This window comes from Natrinema soli (assembly GCF_028618695.1).
Window position 1 is genome coordinate 1 of sequence record NZ_JAQIVI010000271.1, and the last position, 14,905, is coordinate 14,905.

Annotated in this window: 15 protein-coding genes and 1 pseudogene; 7 read left to right on the plus strand and 9 right to left on the minus strand. The window is 59.7% G+C overall.

The window, feature by feature from the left end:
• Nucleotides 1-1,401: 1,401 nt before the first annotated feature.
• Nucleotides 1,402-1,542 (plus strand): annotated as a pseudogene (locus PGX04_RS16635) (thiolase C-terminal domain-containing protein); the annotation flags it as partial.
• A 76-nt stretch (nucleotides 1,543-1,618) separates the two neighbouring features.
• Here PGX04_RS16635 and PGX04_RS16640 read toward each other — a convergent pair.
• Nucleotides 1,619-2,842 (minus strand): iron-containing alcohol dehydrogenase family protein, encoded by a 1,224-nt coding sequence (locus PGX04_RS16640; RefSeq protein WP_273739535.1) that lies wholly within the window; start codon nucleotides 2,840-2,842, stop codon nucleotides 1,619-1,621.
• 153 nt (nucleotides 2,843-2,995) lie between these two features.
• On the minus strand, nucleotides 2,996-3,688 hold the full coding sequence (gene ribB / locus PGX04_RS16645; RefSeq protein ID WP_273739536.1) for a 3,4-dihydroxy-2-butanone-4-phosphate synthase: 693 nt from the start codon (nucleotides 3,686-3,688) through the stop codon (nucleotides 2,996-2,998).
• A 172-nt stretch (nucleotides 3,689-3,860) separates the two neighbouring features.
• Between ribB and PGX04_RS16650 the strand changes: the two genes are divergently transcribed.
• Complete coding sequence (locus PGX04_RS16650; protein ID WP_273739537.1) at nucleotides 3,861-4,409, plus strand: HIT family protein; 549 nt, start codon at nucleotides 3,861-3,863, stop codon at nucleotides 4,407-4,409.
• Nucleotides 4,410-4,443: 34 nt separating this feature from the next.
• On the opposite strand, the gene PGX04_RS16655 is transcribed toward PGX04_RS16650, so the two are convergent.
• From PGX04_RS16655 to PGX04_RS16665, 3 genes are read right to left on the minus strand one after another with little or no spacing between them, the layout of a single operon-like run.
• Nucleotides 4,444-4,887: a CTP-dependent riboflavin kinase gene (locus PGX04_RS16655; protein WP_273739538.1), complete on the minus strand. Its 444-nt coding sequence runs from the start codon at nucleotides 4,885-4,887 to the stop codon at nucleotides 4,444-4,446.
• Complete coding sequence (locus tag PGX04_RS16660; protein ID WP_273739539.1) at nucleotides 4,884-5,300, minus strand: VOC family protein; 417 nt, start codon at nucleotides 5,298-5,300, stop codon at nucleotides 4,884-4,886. The genes PGX04_RS16655 and PGX04_RS16660 overlap by 4 nt, the downstream gene beginning before the upstream one ends.
• Nucleotides 5,301-5,318: 18 nt before the next feature.
• Entirely contained in the window at nucleotides 5,319-6,482 is a 1,164-nt protein-coding gene (locus tag PGX04_RS16665; protein WP_273739540.1) for an LLM class flavin-dependent oxidoreductase, read from the minus strand.
• Nucleotides 6,483-6,625: 143 nt separating this feature from the next.
• Here PGX04_RS16665 and PGX04_RS16670 point away from each other — a divergent pair, with 143 nt between their 5' ends.
• The 4 genes from PGX04_RS16670 to PGX04_RS16685 all read left to right on the plus strand — a co-directional run bounded on the left by PGX04_RS16670 (nucleotide 6,626) and on the right by PGX04_RS16685 (nucleotide 10,228).
• The gene (locus tag PGX04_RS16670) at nucleotides 6,626-7,054 is read left to right on the plus strand and encodes a nuclear transport factor 2 family protein (protein ID WP_273739541.1); all 429 of its coding nucleotides are present in this window, start codon (nucleotides 6,626-6,628) and stop codon (nucleotides 7,052-7,054) included.
• Nucleotides 7,055-7,205: 151 nt separating this feature from the next.
• On the plus strand, nucleotides 7,206-7,931 hold the full coding sequence (locus PGX04_RS16675; RefSeq protein ID WP_273739543.1) for an ABC transporter ATP-binding protein: 726 nt from the start codon (nucleotides 7,206-7,208) through the stop codon (nucleotides 7,929-7,931).
• Between the two features lies 1 nt (nucleotide 7,932).
• Nucleotides 7,933-8,631, plus strand: coding sequence for an ABC transporter ATP-binding protein (locus tag PGX04_RS16680; RefSeq protein WP_273739544.1), 699 nt, complete (start codon nucleotides 7,933-7,935; stop codon nucleotides 8,629-8,631).
• A gap of 370 nt (nucleotides 8,632-9,001) precedes the next feature.
• The gene (locus PGX04_RS16685; protein ID WP_273739545.1) at nucleotides 9,002-10,228 is read left to right on the plus strand and encodes an ABC transporter substrate-binding protein; all 1,227 of its coding nucleotides are present in this window, start codon (nucleotides 9,002-9,004) and stop codon (nucleotides 10,226-10,228) included.
• 281 nt (nucleotides 10,229-10,509) lie between these two features.
• On the opposite strand, the gene PGX04_RS16690 is transcribed toward PGX04_RS16685, so the two are convergent.
• The 4 genes from PGX04_RS16690 to PGX04_RS16705 all read right to left on the minus strand — a co-directional run bounded on the left by PGX04_RS16690 (nucleotide 10,510) and on the right by PGX04_RS16705 (nucleotide 13,969).
• Complete coding sequence (locus tag PGX04_RS16690) at nucleotides 10,510-11,505, minus strand: branched-chain amino acid ABC transporter permease (protein WP_273739547.1); 996 nt, start codon at nucleotides 11,503-11,505, stop codon at nucleotides 10,510-10,512.
• Nucleotides 11,502-12,365, minus strand: a complete 864-nt coding sequence (locus PGX04_RS16695; RefSeq protein WP_273739548.1) for a branched-chain amino acid ABC transporter permease — start codon at nucleotides 12,363-12,365, stop codon at nucleotides 11,502-11,504. Before PGX04_RS16695 ends, PGX04_RS16690 begins: the two co-directional genes overlap by 4 nt.
• Before the next feature lie 122 nt (nucleotides 12,366-12,487).
• Nucleotides 12,488-13,114 carry an FAD-dependent oxidoreductase gene (locus PGX04_RS16700; protein WP_273739549.1) on the minus strand — a complete coding sequence of 209 codons (627 nt, stop codon included), beginning with the start codon at nucleotides 13,112-13,114 and terminating at the stop codon, nucleotides 12,488-12,490.
• A 45-nt stretch (nucleotides 13,115-13,159) separates the two neighbouring features.
• Nucleotides 13,160-13,969 (minus strand): alpha/beta fold hydrolase, encoded by an 810-nt coding sequence (locus PGX04_RS16705; RefSeq protein WP_273739550.1) that lies wholly within the window; start codon nucleotides 13,967-13,969, stop codon nucleotides 13,160-13,162.
• 159 nt (nucleotides 13,970-14,128) lie between these two features.
• On the opposite strand from PGX04_RS16705, the gene PGX04_RS16710 reads away from it, so the two are divergent.
• On the plus strand, nucleotides 14,129-14,905 hold the full coding sequence (locus PGX04_RS16710) for an SDR family NAD(P)-dependent oxidoreductase (RefSeq protein ID WP_273739551.1): 777 nt from the start codon (nucleotides 14,129-14,131) through the stop codon (nucleotides 14,903-14,905).

A 14,905-nucleotide genomic window follows, 5' to 3' on the forward strand; every position in this document is an offset into this window, starting at 1 on the left:
CACACAGCGACCGCACCAGTCACTCAACAAACAACCGCCAGCGGAGGTGCTAAACTAGACAGTGCCAGATATTTCGTGCTGTAGTAATGTTCGAGCTATTCAATATTTTATCCGGCGTCTGTTCGGCTGCCGTCCCTCGAGTAGTGAAAGCGGCCAGCACGGAGTGTGAGAGCGTAAAACCACTTCTCGAGCAGGTTCCACTTGGCATAGTCGAGTTGATTGTCCAGTTATAATGGAACGAGAGACGTGAGATAGATGGAGCCACAGACGAGAAACAGAGGCCCGAATAGCTCGTGTTTTCGGGGAGCCGCTGTGGAAACATTACAGCCGGATTGGTTCCATACCGACCAATAACTGCGATAGCGAGAAGCGTTGTTTCGCTGTGTGTTTTGTAGTATATACCCAAAACTCCCATCCCACTTCTCTTGGAAGGAATATTATTAATAGCGGTTCGTGTCGGCTGTGCCATCCCAGAAAATAGAGATTTCTGAGAGGTGCATGAGAATGTTGCTCTCGCGTCCGTGGCAGGTCTGAAACGCTGTCAGCAGCCGATGTATTTAGTACCAAATCATCTGCTGAGACCGTTCAGCACCGATCAGGCGACGAATGCTTGTGTCTTTCGAAGCGAACAACCAGTTGTGTAGGACCGGACAGCAACGCTCGATCGAGATCGCTATCGATCACGCGAACGATCTAAAACAACTAACTAGCAGTTCCTATATAAGGATCTGTGAAAATATTCGAAGAGTATTATAATCACCTACTTATCTTTTAATCTATATGTATAACACTAGTCTGATTCCCAGATCGCTCATCTCCGAAATCGAGACCGCGGCAGGTCTCGTTCAGCACAATATACAAACAATAAAATGCAGTGTTATTGCCCCCATTTTTCTTGTGTAGTTCCCCATAAATACCGAATTGGCTTGTTTCTTGTCTATTTATCCCGTGTCTGGTGGAAACTTCCCAATTGTAGAGCGGTCGTGGTACACTGCTAATACTGCTCATTGTCGAGTTGAATCGCGGTTTCATCGATCGCAACGTGATCCGGATTGCGGTCAGTATCAGGGTGGAGATCAGGTTGTGACTCAGTTTGGCCGGTCAATTAATCATATTTGCCATCATACACGTATGTGAAATCGTCAGTATTTGAAATAGATAGTTTAGCGGGATGATCGGAACTACCTGGCTAATAAATTCCGTTAGAGTTTCTTTCGACGCCACAAAACCCCAGTTAGCCCGACTGATACCAGAAGTGATGTCTGCGTTTTCGGCATGGATCGCGTAGAAAATGCCACACTTTCCTCCGCTAATTGTATCTGAACATCGCTGGGGTACCAACGGTATACGTATTTTGGTGTGACAACCCTACTGGTTGTACGAGCGATGCCTATGTAACCGGGCGCCGGCCAGGTCGTCGAAGTGTTCAAACAGCTCTCGGGGAACGCGGGCGAACGACAGGTCGAGAATCCGACCCGTGAGCTCACCCACAACGTCGGCGGGAGCGGTGGTGCCGCCGTCGTTCACGTCTTCAAGCGTGAGAAGCGTCACTCCTCGAGGAACGCGAGCGGACCCCGTCCACGAGAGAAGGGAATCAGAGGTGAGCGCGTTGACCACGTCACCACATCCGCTCGAACACCGCTTCGATATCGGACTGGGTCGCCTCGAGTCCCCGCGGCCCGGCCTCCATGAACGGATCCTCGATGACCGCCTGCGCGAGTTCGGGGAAGTGACTCCGTTCCGCCCCCTCGACCGACCGGAGTTCCGACGGGAGATCGAGGGCGTCTCGCGTCTCCGCGACGGCGTCGACGACCGCGTCGGCCGTCGCCTCGGCAGTGATCGTCTCGTCCCGAACGCGGAACGCTTCGGCCAGCAGATCCCGGCGACCGTCGACCTGCTCGAAGAGATAGCGGAGCACGTGCGGTGCGGTGATCGCGTGTGCGACCCCCTGCTGGACCTCGTAGTTCCGCGCGATGGCGTGGCCGAACGAGTGAACGACGGAGGCTCGATACGCGTTCGGGGTCGACAGTCCGTACTGTGCCGCGGCGATCCCCCGAACGATTCGGGAGAGATCGTCCTCGCCCATCGACTCCTCGGTGATCGCCGGCAGCCCCTCGGATAGTAGTCGGACACCCCGAACCGCCGTTCCGTCGGTGATCGGATTATGATGTCTGGTGTACAGCATCTCGATCCCCTTGTCGAACCCGTTCATCGCCGACCGGGCGAGGATGCGTTCCGGCGTCGTGGCGAACAGTTCCAGGTCGTGGAAGACCGCCGTCGGCATCAGTCGGCTGTCGGAGACGCCGGCGCTGGGGATTTCGGATTTGTCCTGGCCATCGGGATCCAGACTGAGTTTGACGCCCGCGACCTGCGAGAGATCGGCACCGGGGAGGGTCGTCGGAACCGCAAAGATGTCCGTCAGTTCGACACCTTCGTCGGGGAGGACCATTGCTTCCCGGTCCAGAATCTCGTCCGCGACGTCCTCGAGCGGACGGTCGTGTCCGGAGAGAACGCTGATCTGTTTCGCGATATCGAGGCTGCTCCCGCCGCCGAGCGCGATGAGCGCGTCGACTTCCTCGTCGCGGACGCGCTGAGCACCTTCGTACGCGGTCTGCAGGTACTTCTCCGGCGTCACTCCGTCGAAGATACCGACGAGTCGGTCGCCGGCCCCGTTCTCGACCGGCTCCATCACGACGGGGACCTCGGACAGGGTGCCGTCGGTGACGATGAGGGCCCGCGAGAGGCCGTGACGGTCGAGTTCCGATTCGATAGTCGCGACGATACCCGGGCCGTGGTGGATCGCGGCCGGTTCGTACTCGAAGGTAAATGAATTCCCGTTCATTCCGACCACTGACCGCTTCGACCTGTGAATATATAATAGTCGTCGTCCCTGAACGTTGTCACCGAAGAGAACCGCTCCGTCCGCCGGGCGTTTTCCGTTCAGCGGCGCGGATCGTGCACGTGTACTCGATCCCGGAGTACCCAACTTTTCGCTTCAGTCGTCCGCGCTGAGTTCGTCGATGATCGTCGATTCGTCGAGGAAGACGAAATCGTTATCGGCGGCGTACGATGCCGCATTGGTGCGAGAGAGCGCGCCGCCCGTCTCATCGTCGAGCATTTCACAGACGACAGCGGCCGGCGGAACGTCGGCCCGCTCGGCGAGCGCGACACCGAGTTCCGTGTGTCCCTGCCTGTTCTCAAGGAGGTTCGGCGCGGCCTTCAACAGGTGAACGTGTCCCGGAACGTCGAACTCGGCCGCGAACTCCGTCTCGGTCGGGCGCTGCGCCGCGTCGCCGAGCGCGGAGATAGTGAGCGCCCTGTCGTTATCGACGACTCCGGTGAAGGTCTCTCGGTGATTGACCGTCAGGGAGAACGACGACCGATCGTCGTATTCGATTTCGGTATCAGTCGTCGCCGGATGGTCGACCACCTCGTCGATGAACGATAATCCGAACTCCTCGGCGACGTCGTACGCCAGCGCAACGCAGATGAGTCCGCCCGCATCGTTTCGGAGGCGAGCGACGTCGGCCGGCGTAACGGAATACGCGGGATAGACGAGGTCGACCTCGTTTTCGCGCTCGGCGGCGTCGTGAATCAACACCGGTTCGCCCCGTTTGAACGCCTCGACGGCGTTTTCAACTCCGCCGTCGGGGTCTTTCTGGCGGTACCTGTAGCTATCCGGGAGCATACTGTCACTCCACATCGGGGATCACCGTCGGCCGCAGTTCGTCGCTTCGCATGAATCATCGTGTGATATGATGACACGCCAAATAAACATTACTGTCGCATATCGAGAGTTCCACGCTGGAAAATGATAGCGACCCAGTGATTTAAGAGGTGATATGTCGAAGCGGTGGACGATGGATTCTCTCTTCGCCCCGTGGCGAATGCAGTGGGTGAATCGGGAACGACCTGACGACGAAGACGATTCGGGGTGTCCGTTCTGCGCTCTCGTCGAGCAGGGCGACGACCGAGCGAGCAATATCGTCGCCAGAAGCGAATACACCTTCGTTCTACTGAACAACATGCCGTACAATCCGGGACACGTGATGGTGCTGCCGTACGCTCACACCGGCGAGTTTCACACGCTCGACGGACGGGTGCTCGTCGATTGTATGAAGACGACACAGCTCGTCGTCACCGCGCTGAACGAGTCGCTCTCACCGGGCGGGTTCAACGTCGGGTTCAACATCGGTGCTGCAGGCGGTGCGTCGATTACGGACCATCTTCACCTCCATATCATTCCGCGCTGGGAGAGTGACACCTCCTTTTTGCCGCTTACGGCGAATACCGCGGTCGTCGAAGAAGCGGTCGACGAAACCTACGAGCGGCTCTCCGACGCGTTGCTCGAAACCGCGCAGGTGAGCGCCGCCGAGGGGAACGACTCCGTTCGAATCGATCACGGCTGAGTCACGTCGTCTCGAGACTGCTCCGTTCGCGAGATCAGTTCGAGAGCGATCCGCTATCCACAGTCTCGGTCTCCGACGGCGCAGACTCGATGCGAATCGAGATCGAAGCGCCGTCGGAGAGCTCGAACCGTTCCCGAAGAGCGACGGGGGAGATGAGCTCGAGCGTCGACGTATCGTGGTCGGTCCGTTTCGGAACGATGGCGTGCAAACGGACGGACTCGTCAGCGTCGACGATCGTAGCGGGATAGCAGTAAACGATCCCGAACGAGCGGTCCCCATCCTGCCAGCCGTCGATACGTCTCGCCTCGAGTCGCTCGAATTGGCCATCGACCGAACGGGAAAGATCGAGATTGAGCGTTCCGGGATACGGTTCGTACCCCAATACGCCCTGAAACTGCCGAGAATATCCCTCTAGGGAGACGAACTCTTTGCCTCTACCGAACCCACTGGTGACGGTTCCGTCTACGGTAACTGTCATGTATTGGATCTCTGATCTTCCTTAAGCGGAGCCGAGATCTCGACCGTATAGTCGTCGGGATCGGCCAGGAGAGCCATCCGCCGTCCCCACTCGACATCGGTGGGATCCATCCGGACCGTCTCGTCCGCTTCGGCGGCCCGCTCGCAGACGGTGTCGACGGCTTCCGGATCGTCGACGCCGATCGCGACGATGACGCCTCGTCCCCGCTCGTCGCCGGGTTCGTCCAGACCGAACCCGTCGAGCACCTCCTGATCGAAGTCCGACTCGAGGACGAGCGTACACTCCCCGGTGTCGAACTCCACGTTCCCGTCGTTTCTCTCCACGGGCGCTACTCCGACGAGGTCCCGGTAGAACGCCACCGACGCCTCGAGGTCCGAGACCATCAACAGCGACTGGTGAAGCGATGGCGACATAGCTGTATTCAACTCGTCTCAGGGGTTGACGTCGCCGATCTTGTCGGCTTCGGGCTTGACCTCGTCGGCGTACAGTCGGAGGTTCTTGCGGACCTTCCAGTCGGGGAGGTCGCCGAAGTGGAACTGACCGACGATCCGCCCGAACCCGCCGACGGCCTCGTACTGTTTCTCGAGTTGTTCGACGACGTACTCGGGAGTGCCGACGATCGTCTCGCCGTACTCCTGGAACTCCTCGAAGTCGTAATTGAACGCGAACTCGCCGTGTGGGTGGAGCTGTTCGACGTACTCGTCCCACTTCTCGGGGTCGTAGGGCTGATCGCCCATCATGCCCGCCGAGACGCCGATGTGGACGCCGGCGGTGAGCGTCTGGTAGAACTTTCGGAGGTGGGGCTCCGCTTCCTCGCGGGCTTTTTCCATCGTCTCGGCGACGTAGATGGCTCGCATGACGCTGAAGTCTTCGTCGCTGGGACTCCAGCCGTAGTCGTCCTCGGCGTACTGGCGGTACTCGCCGAATTTCTCGGTGATGGTTTCGACCGGCTGGAAGACCAGCCCCGTCGGGACCTGTTTTTCGGCGGTAAAGCGCAGCGACTCTTCGCTCTCGGCCGGCATCCAGAGCGGCGGATGGGGATCCTGATAGGGCCGGGGCCAGATGTAGACGTTCTCGTACTGGAAGTGTTCGCCGTCCCAGTCGAAGGGTTCGTCGGCGGTCCAGGATTTGATGATGAGATCCCACGCTTCCTCGAAGCGACTGCGGGACTCCTCCATGTCGATTCCGTACGCGAGGTACTCGCTGGGGATGCCGCGGGGGAAGCCGCTGATGATCCGACCTTCGGTGATGTTGTCCAGCATCGCGAGTTCCTCCGCGAGTCGGATCGGGTTCTCGCGGAGCGCCGGCAGATTCCCGAAGAACGCGATCGTGGTATCGTCGGTGCGGGCCGCCAGGTTCGACGCCGTGATGTTCGGACCCGGCTGCAACCCGTAGGCGTTGAAGTGGTGCTCGTTGACGCCGATACCGTCGAATCCCAGCTCGGCGGCGTACTCGAGCTGGCCGAGATAGTCCTGATAGTACTGCGCCCCCTTCTCCGGATCGTACTCGTGTTCGATCCAAGGCCAGGCGGATTTCTTTTCGGTAATATTGTCAATATCCTGATACGGCATCAGATGGAACGCAAAGGTTTCCATGTGGTCACTGTTCACATGGCACCACTTAATAGTACCTGCTGACCGTCTGAACCGGCGATACGTTCCGCATCGCCCCGTTCACTCGAGCGGGTTCTGGCAACCGGCGGAAGGATTATTGGAACGTGAGCGCGTCAATTACTGCCATGGGAGAGACCCCAGACCCAGCTATCGAACGGAAAGGTATCGTCCTCGAGTACTTCAGGCGGTTAGATCGCGGAGACAACCTTCTCGAACTCTTCGCGGACGACGCCCGCGTGTTCTATCCGAAGTGGGGGATCGCGACCGGGCACGAGGAGATCGGGGAACTGTTCGGCGACGTCGGCGGTATCGTCACGTCGATGTCTCACGACTACGAGACGTTCAACTACGTTATCGACGGCGATATCGTCGTCGTCGAGGGGACGAGTACCGGCGAGACCGCAGCGGGAACGGAGTGGCGACCGGACGGAGCGCCCGGCGGTGGCCGCTGGTGTGACGTGTTCGAGGTGCGAGACGGCGTGATCCAGCGCCTGTTCATCTATCTCGACCCCGATTACGCGGGGACGGACACGGAGCAGTATCCCTGGCTCTAGGGCGATAACGAACCGGGGAACTCGAGTCGTGCCGGTATAGCGTCCCGGAGTAAACGCGGGTCGAAGGCGGTTCTGTCCGCTCGTAGACGATGCATCACTATCGGTAACATAGACCCTATGCTTTATATTCCGGTAGGAGATATGGCTGGCTATGCTAACGGTTAGCGGTGTTACCAAACGCTTCGGCGGGCTGACCGCAGTCGACGACGTCAGTCTCGGCATCGATCGCAACGAGATCGTCGGCTTGATCGGCCCCAACGGAGCGGGGAAGACGACGCTTTTCAACACCATCGCCGGCGTGTATGCGCCGGTGACCGGTTCGATCACGTTCCGTGGAGACGAACTGATCGGGAAGGGGCCCCACGAAATCGCACGGCACGGCATCACCCGTACCTTCCAGACGGCGCGGACGTTCAACGAATCGACGGTTATCGACAACGTTCTCGCCGGCGCCGTCTTCGGGAAGGAGGACCCGGATTCGCTGGCGGACGAACGAGAGAACGTCCGGCAGTACCTCGAGTTCATCGGTCTCGACGGGAAGGCCGAGGAGGACGCGAGCAGCCTCACGATCGCGCATCGGAAACAGCTCGAATTAGCGCGGGCGCTCGCGTCGGAACCAGAACTCATTCTGGTCGACGAGATCGGAAGCGGGTTGACACCGACCGAACTCGACGAACTCTCCCGGAACCTCCGACAGATACGGAACGAGTTCGGCATCTCCGTGTTCTGGATCGAGCACGTGATGGACGCGATCATGAACGCGACCGATCGAATTATCGTCCTCAATCAGGGGAAGAAAATCGCCGACGGAACGCCGACGCAGATTCAACAGGATAGCCGAGTCGCCGAGGCGTACCTCGGAGGTGCGGAGGCGTAGTATGATCTCGGTCGAAGACATCGACGTTCACTACGGCGATCTTCAGGTGCTGTGGGAACTTTCGCTCGAGATCAGAGAGGACGACTCTATCGTCGCGATCGTCGGCCCGAACGGAGCGGGGAAGACGACTCTCCTCAAGACGCTCTCTGGGGTACTCAGACCGACGACCGGCAGTATCGAACTGTTCGGCGAGGCGACGCACGACCTCTCCCCGAGCGACATCGTTCAGCGGGGATTCGTCCACGTCTCGGAAAAGCGAAATCTGTTCCACGATCTGACGGTGTACGAGAACCTCCGAATGGGTGCGTATACGCAACGTGACGAGTTCGACGAGACCTACGAGGAAGTCACCGATATGTTCCCCGTTCTCGAGGAGCGCCGCGACCAGAAGGCGGGGACGCTCAGCGGCGGCGAACAACAGATGCTCGCGATCGGGCGCGGACTGATGGCACACCCGACGGTCCTGGCGCTCGACGAACCGTCCGGCGCGCTCGCGCCGCAGTTGGCGGGGCGCGTCTTCGAGAAGATAGACGAGATCAGCGAGGACATCACGATCATTCTCATCGAACAGCACGTCGATCAGGCCCTCGACCTGTCGGATCGCGTCTACCTGCTCGAGAACGGTCGGATCGCTACCGAAGGGACCGGGGCCGAGATGCTCGAAAGCGACCACGTGAGAGAGACGTACCTGAGTGGCTGATCGTTCCGTTCAGAACTCCGTCTTCTAAGCGAATTTTCGCGGATCAGTCGTTTTCTGCCGCCCGGTACTGTCTAGATAAGGGAAACCGCAAGACAGGACGACAATGAAGTGACGGTATCGGTTGTGAAATTACCATCTATGATTTAACATAAAGAGACCCTGTTCCACGAGCAGCGAAAATTCGGCTGCTTCAGCAAACGTCCCATAAACAGTAATGGTCCCAGATCCCATCGGTGTTGCTTCGACAGACGCTGAAACGGCGTTTGACGTTAGAATCGCTTAACTAGACAGTGCCTGCCGCCCCATCACGTCAACTGTTATCAACCACCAAAGTTTTAATACGTATCGGGTAGCTTGAGAATATGGCAGTATGACTAGAACGCCTGAGACGCGCATGAACAGACGTAACTATATCAAAGCAACTGGCACTGGCGTCAGTACGTCGCTCCTGGCCGGGTGCTTCATCAGCGGTGAGGGGAGCAGTGACACGATCACGATTGTCGCCCTCGAACCGTTGTCGGGCGTGTTCTCGGTGTACGGTCCGCGGCACCGAGACGGAGCCGAGTTCGCGGCCGAACAGATAAACGCCGACGGCGGCGTCCGTGACCGGGACATAGAGATCGATGTCGTCGACACCGAGGGAACGGCCCAGGAGACAGTGACGGCCTTTACCGAGGCGATCGAGCGGAACAACGCGGTCGCGGGGATCGGGCCGGGTGCGTCCGAGGCGGCGATTCGCGGCGGCGACATCGCACTGGAGAACGAGGTCCCGCTGTACTTGCATGCTGCAGGTGCCGTCGCAGCGAACCCGCGGGACAACGACTACGTCTTCCGGACGAGCCTGCCCGCGACCCCGACGGTCGGGAGAGCACAGGCCCAGATGATCGAAGAGGGAGGGTACAACAACATCGGTGTCATCTTCGAGGACGGCGTCTGGGGTGACGAGTACAGTGCCGCGATAGACGCGTACTTCCCCGACGGCATCACCCTCACTACCGAGACCGCACCGATCCCCGAAACGGACTTCGTCCCCTTGTTGCGCGGATTCCCCGACGATACCGAGGTGATACTCGGGAGCGGCCATCCGGCGGGCGTCAGCAGCATGTACAACCAAGTGTACGAAGTCGGTCTCGACCCGGATCTGTATCTCGGTGCCATCACGCCGATGGAAGCGGATTACGACGCGCTCGGAGACGACATCGAAGATTCGTTCGCCTCGTTCAACGCGACGGACATGTACAGCGACGACTACGCGGACGTGGCGTCGACGTACCAGAATGAAACCGGAGACGTCTTCGACCACGCGCAGGTCAACGGGTACGTCTCGGTTCAGTTGATCGCCAACTCGATAGAGGAAGCGGGATCGGCCGATCCGGCCGACATCGCCGAGGCGACGCGAACGGGCTCCTTCGACCTCCTCTTCGGATCGCCGATCGAGTACACGGAGTGGGGCGAGATCGAGAATTCGGTCCAGATCTACAACTCCTTCACCATCGGCGAATCGCCGGACCACTGGCCCGACGTCGGCTTCGCCCCGGAAGAAGCGTTCCGGACGGATCCGCTCCCGGCGTACGAACCCGGGGAACTCGACATATAACACGCTGCTTTTCCGGCGGTTCCGTACCGACGAATCCGGTCTCGAGACAGCATATCGGGACGCCCGTTGACGTCTTGTTGTACTCTCACCCGCCGTACCGACGGTTTCCCCTCGTCCACTCTACGGCGATGGACGGAACGCTGTCGAGTAGTTCTCGGTGAGATACCAACGGGCGGGATTGGGAGCCGTGTTGGAACGCTTCGCTTCCAGACCATCCCACTCGAGCGAGCGGGTTCTACTGCCCGCCGAACGTGAGAAACGAGACGAACCGGAGCTGCCGGTTACGAACGCGCCAGCAATTCGGTGGCGCGCCGTCTGACACCGTATTTGTCGAGGCACTTCTCGGAGAAGGGAACGACTCCCTGTCGGAAGTAGAGGAAGAGTGCCATGAGCAACAACCCGAAGAGAATCGATCGGTACTCGGCGAAATTCCGGAGCTGCTCGTTCAGGTAGATGATCAACGCCGCGCCGATGAGCGGCCCGTACATCGTTCGGAGCCCGCCGACGATGAGCATGATGAGAATCATCACGTCGATGTTGTTGAACGTGAACGTGCCGGGGCCGATGAACCCCGATAGCTGACCGAAGAACGGACCGGTCAGCCCGATAGCGAACGTCGCGATGAACCCGGCGATCACCTTGTACTTGACGACGTTGAGTCCGATGGATTTCGCCGCCGTCTCGTCCTGACGAATCATCTCAAACGCGAGCCCGTACTTCGAGTTCAGCAGATACTGGTAGAGCGCCAACAGCGCGAGGAGAATCGCGCTGAGGGTGTAGAAGAGGACGATGTCCTCGGTGAACCACGGGAGGTTCTCGAGCGGCCGAATTCGGAGCTCGTTGAACATGAGACCCGTGACGCCGCCCGTAATATCCCGCAAACTGTTAATCAACTCGATGAGGGAAAACTGCAGCGCGAGCGTGAGAATCGAAATGACGATAACCGTGAGATCGCGGATGGCCGCGACGTACGTCACGACGATACCGACGATTCCGGCGAAGGAAGCGCCCAGAAGGAGGGTGAGCCAAGGGGACACACCGAGCCACTGCGCTCCGAGGGCCGTCGTGTAGGCACCGATCGCGGCGACTGCTCCCGTAAACAGGAGAAGCTGATCGGTGTGGCCGAAGACGATGTTGAGCGCCGTCGTCAAGATTGCGTACAGCGCCATCAGGATGAAGATACGCGCTATGTAACCCGCCCCGGGAGCGAAGAACGACGGCGGAATGAGGACGAGTACGAGCGCGACGATTGCGAGGCGGTGGGAATCCCAGTTCATTGTATTCCCTCCGGTTTGACGAGTAACACGCCGATTGCGATTCCGAACAGTGCTATCGTCGAGATGTACGCACCGAGGTACGCGCTGATAAACGTCGTCAGTATCCCCAGCCCGACGCCGGCGACGACCACGCCGAGAATGCTGGTGACGCCACCGACGATCGAAACGACGACGGCGGTGATAGTCAGGTCGAACGCGCCGGCGACGCTGGTTTCGAACGACGTCCCGTACAACACGCCGGCGAACGCGGCGATGGCGACGCTCAGCACGAAAACGAACGTCCGCATTCGTTTCGTGTCGATACCACAGAAGACCGCACCGGTTTCGTCCTGCAGTATCGTTCGCGTCGCCAGACCGGTGTACGTGCGACTGAAAAAGAGGTACATTCCCGCGAGGGTCACCAGTGAGACGACGATGATGAGTATCGAACTTCCCCTGATGAACGCACCGGACAGTTCTACCGTATCGATGTGAACCGGGACAGAGAACTCGCCGCTGTATCGGAGCGAGAGCGCTCCCTGAAGCGCTATCGACAACCCGAGGGTCGTGAAGATGCCCAGCAATAGGCGTTCGTCCCCTTCGGATCGGTACACCAGCTGGAGGAGGGTTCGCTCGAGAAACAGTCCGAACGCCGCCGTCGCGGCGATCGCAACGACCGCCGCAGCGACGACGGGGAGACTGCCGGTCAGTTCGAACGTGAGCAGGATTGCGATAACCGTGAACGCACCCAGCGCCAGATTCAAAACGCCGCCGAGTCCGAACACGAGCGTAATTCCTAACCCGAGCATCGCGTACAAGAGCCCGATACTGAGCCCGTCTACTAGCAACGCACCTATTCGTACGAGTGTGTCTGTCGCCATTATTGCCGTCTGTCTCTCAGTGGGACAGACAATTTCTTATATGTTTTGGTGATTGAGAACACACCACATTCAAAAATCGATCCGCAATCACGAAAACGGAGCACGACGACCGACTCGGCCGATTACTCGGGCCCGAAACTCTCGATCTCGACGGTATCGAGGTCGACTCCGACTCGAGTAAGAGCTTCTTTCGTCTCTTCGACGAACTGTTGGAATCCGAACGCGTAGATTTCGACCGTGGAGAGATCGAGCGATTCGACTGCGGCTCCGAGGTCGTCCGAGAGAACGACCGTGGTACCGCTTTCTTCCAGGGTCGTGAGACGATCTCCGTGTGGCGGGTGGCTGCCGCCGTAGAGGATCGTCACGTCGTGATCCAGCCGCCGGGCGCGCTCGGCGATACCGACCGCCGGTCCGATACCGGGTCCGCTCGCGAACACGAGAGCGTCACCGTCGTCGATATACTGGATGTCGCCGAACGGACCCTCGACGGTGATCGTCTCGCCGAGCGTGCGTTCGACGAGCCAGGGGCCGAGCGTCCCGTCGGGATCAGCCGCGACCGTCAGTTCGAACCGTTCCTCGACGTCAGGAGAAGAGATCGTATAATACCCGGTTTCTTCCTCGCCGTCGATGGTCGCCCGGACCAAGACGAACTGTCCGGGATAGGCCTCGAAATCGGCCGGCGCTTCGACTTCGATAGCGGCAGTTCGGTCACCGACGTCCTCGAGTCTGGTAATTCGCAGTTCCGGCATACCGTACTCTCCCAGTGAACGGAGTAAAAAGATTTGGTCGGTGCACTACACCCCGAGGGCGAACTCCCGGAGTTCGCGGTTGAACCGCTCCGGTCGCTCCCAGAACGGCGAGTGGCCCGTCTCCGGATAGACGGACCGCTCCGCGTCGTCGATGAGCTCGGCGTACTGTCGCGAGGCCTCGGGGAGCACGACGGCGTCTTCTTCGCCGTGCGTGAGGAGGACGGGGACGTCCAGCGCCGCGAGTTCGGTCTCGTGGCTCACCGTTCGGTCGCGGAGACTGTCGCGGACGTGCGGCGGGACGACGACGTTGTATCCTAACATGTAGGATCGGTCTTCCGGCGAGAGATCGCCGTAGACGCACAGTTCGACGAACTGTCGCATCGTTTCGACGCTCTCTTCGGCGTCGGTCGAAACGAATCCCGACACGAGATCGATGTACTTCGATCCGAGTCGTTCGGTCGCCGTCTCGGTGCCGATCGACGAAACCGCGCCGACGAGGTTGATACCTGCAACGTCGTCCGTTCCGAAGGCTTCGACGTAGTCGAGAACGACCAGTCCGCCGTACGACCAGCCGACGAGGACGACGTCCTCCAGATCGAGCGCCGCGATGACCGAGCGAACGTCCTCGGCCCACAGTTCGGACCCCTCATACGCGTCGCGGGGTTTGTCCGAGTCGCCGTGGCCGCGGTTGTCCATCGCGACGAGTCGGAGATCGTCCGTGAGTCCCGACCTGAATTGCTTTCGCCAGCAGAGCCGACTCTGGGAGTAGCCGTGAACGAGCAACACCGGCTGGCCGCTGCCGACCGCCTCGACGTGAAGCGCCAGATCACCGCTGTAGACCGCGTGGGAAACCATGGTAACGAATCGCTTCCGATACGTATTCATTGTTGGGATCACAGCCGTCAATCCGGGCACCGTTGGAATCGCTCGATCGGCGGCGAACGGACTCGAGCCAACTTCGATCTCGGTCGACTGATCAGAGCTTTTATATCTATGTCTGGGTATTGTGAACGCATGTCTTCCCTACTAACCGGAAAGACGGCCGTCGTTACGGGCGGTGCGAGCGGCATCGGTCGCGGTATCGCGCTGAAACTGGCCTCCCACGGCGCGGATATCGTCGTCGCCGACCTGCGAGAAACGCCCCGAACACCGGAAACGACACCGACACTGGAGGCGATCGAAGCGGAGACCGATTCGCAGGGTCGCTTCGTCGAATGCGACGTGACGAACTACGAGGACGTGGTCGACGCGGTCGATGCGGCGGACGAGTTCGGCGGGATCGACGTGATGGTCAACAATGCGGGGATCGTTCACCCGGTCGAGTTCTTCGAAACTGACGACGACGACTTCGAGACGCTCGTGAACGTCAACCTGAAGGGCGCGTACTTCGGGTGCCAGGCCGCCGGCGAGCGAATGCTGGAAAACGGTGGCGGATCCATTATCAACGTCGCGAGCACCGCCGCGGAACAGGGATTCGTCGAACCCGGCGCTATCCTCTACTGTGCGGCGAAAGGCGGCGTGAAATCGATGACGTTCGCGATCGCCGACCTGCTCGGTCCGGAGGTGCGAGTGAACGCGATTCAGCCGGGGTTCACCGACGAGACCGGACTCGCCGAAAACCACGACGAAGAAGCCGCGAGGGCTCGAGCGGCCGAGACGTCACTGGACCGGCTCGGCAATCCCGACGATCTGGGTAACGTCGCCGTCTTCCTCGCGAGCGATCTCTCGTCGTACGTGACCGCGGAAGGGATCCTGGTCGACGGGGGCTGGGTCAATACCGGTGGTCCCTGA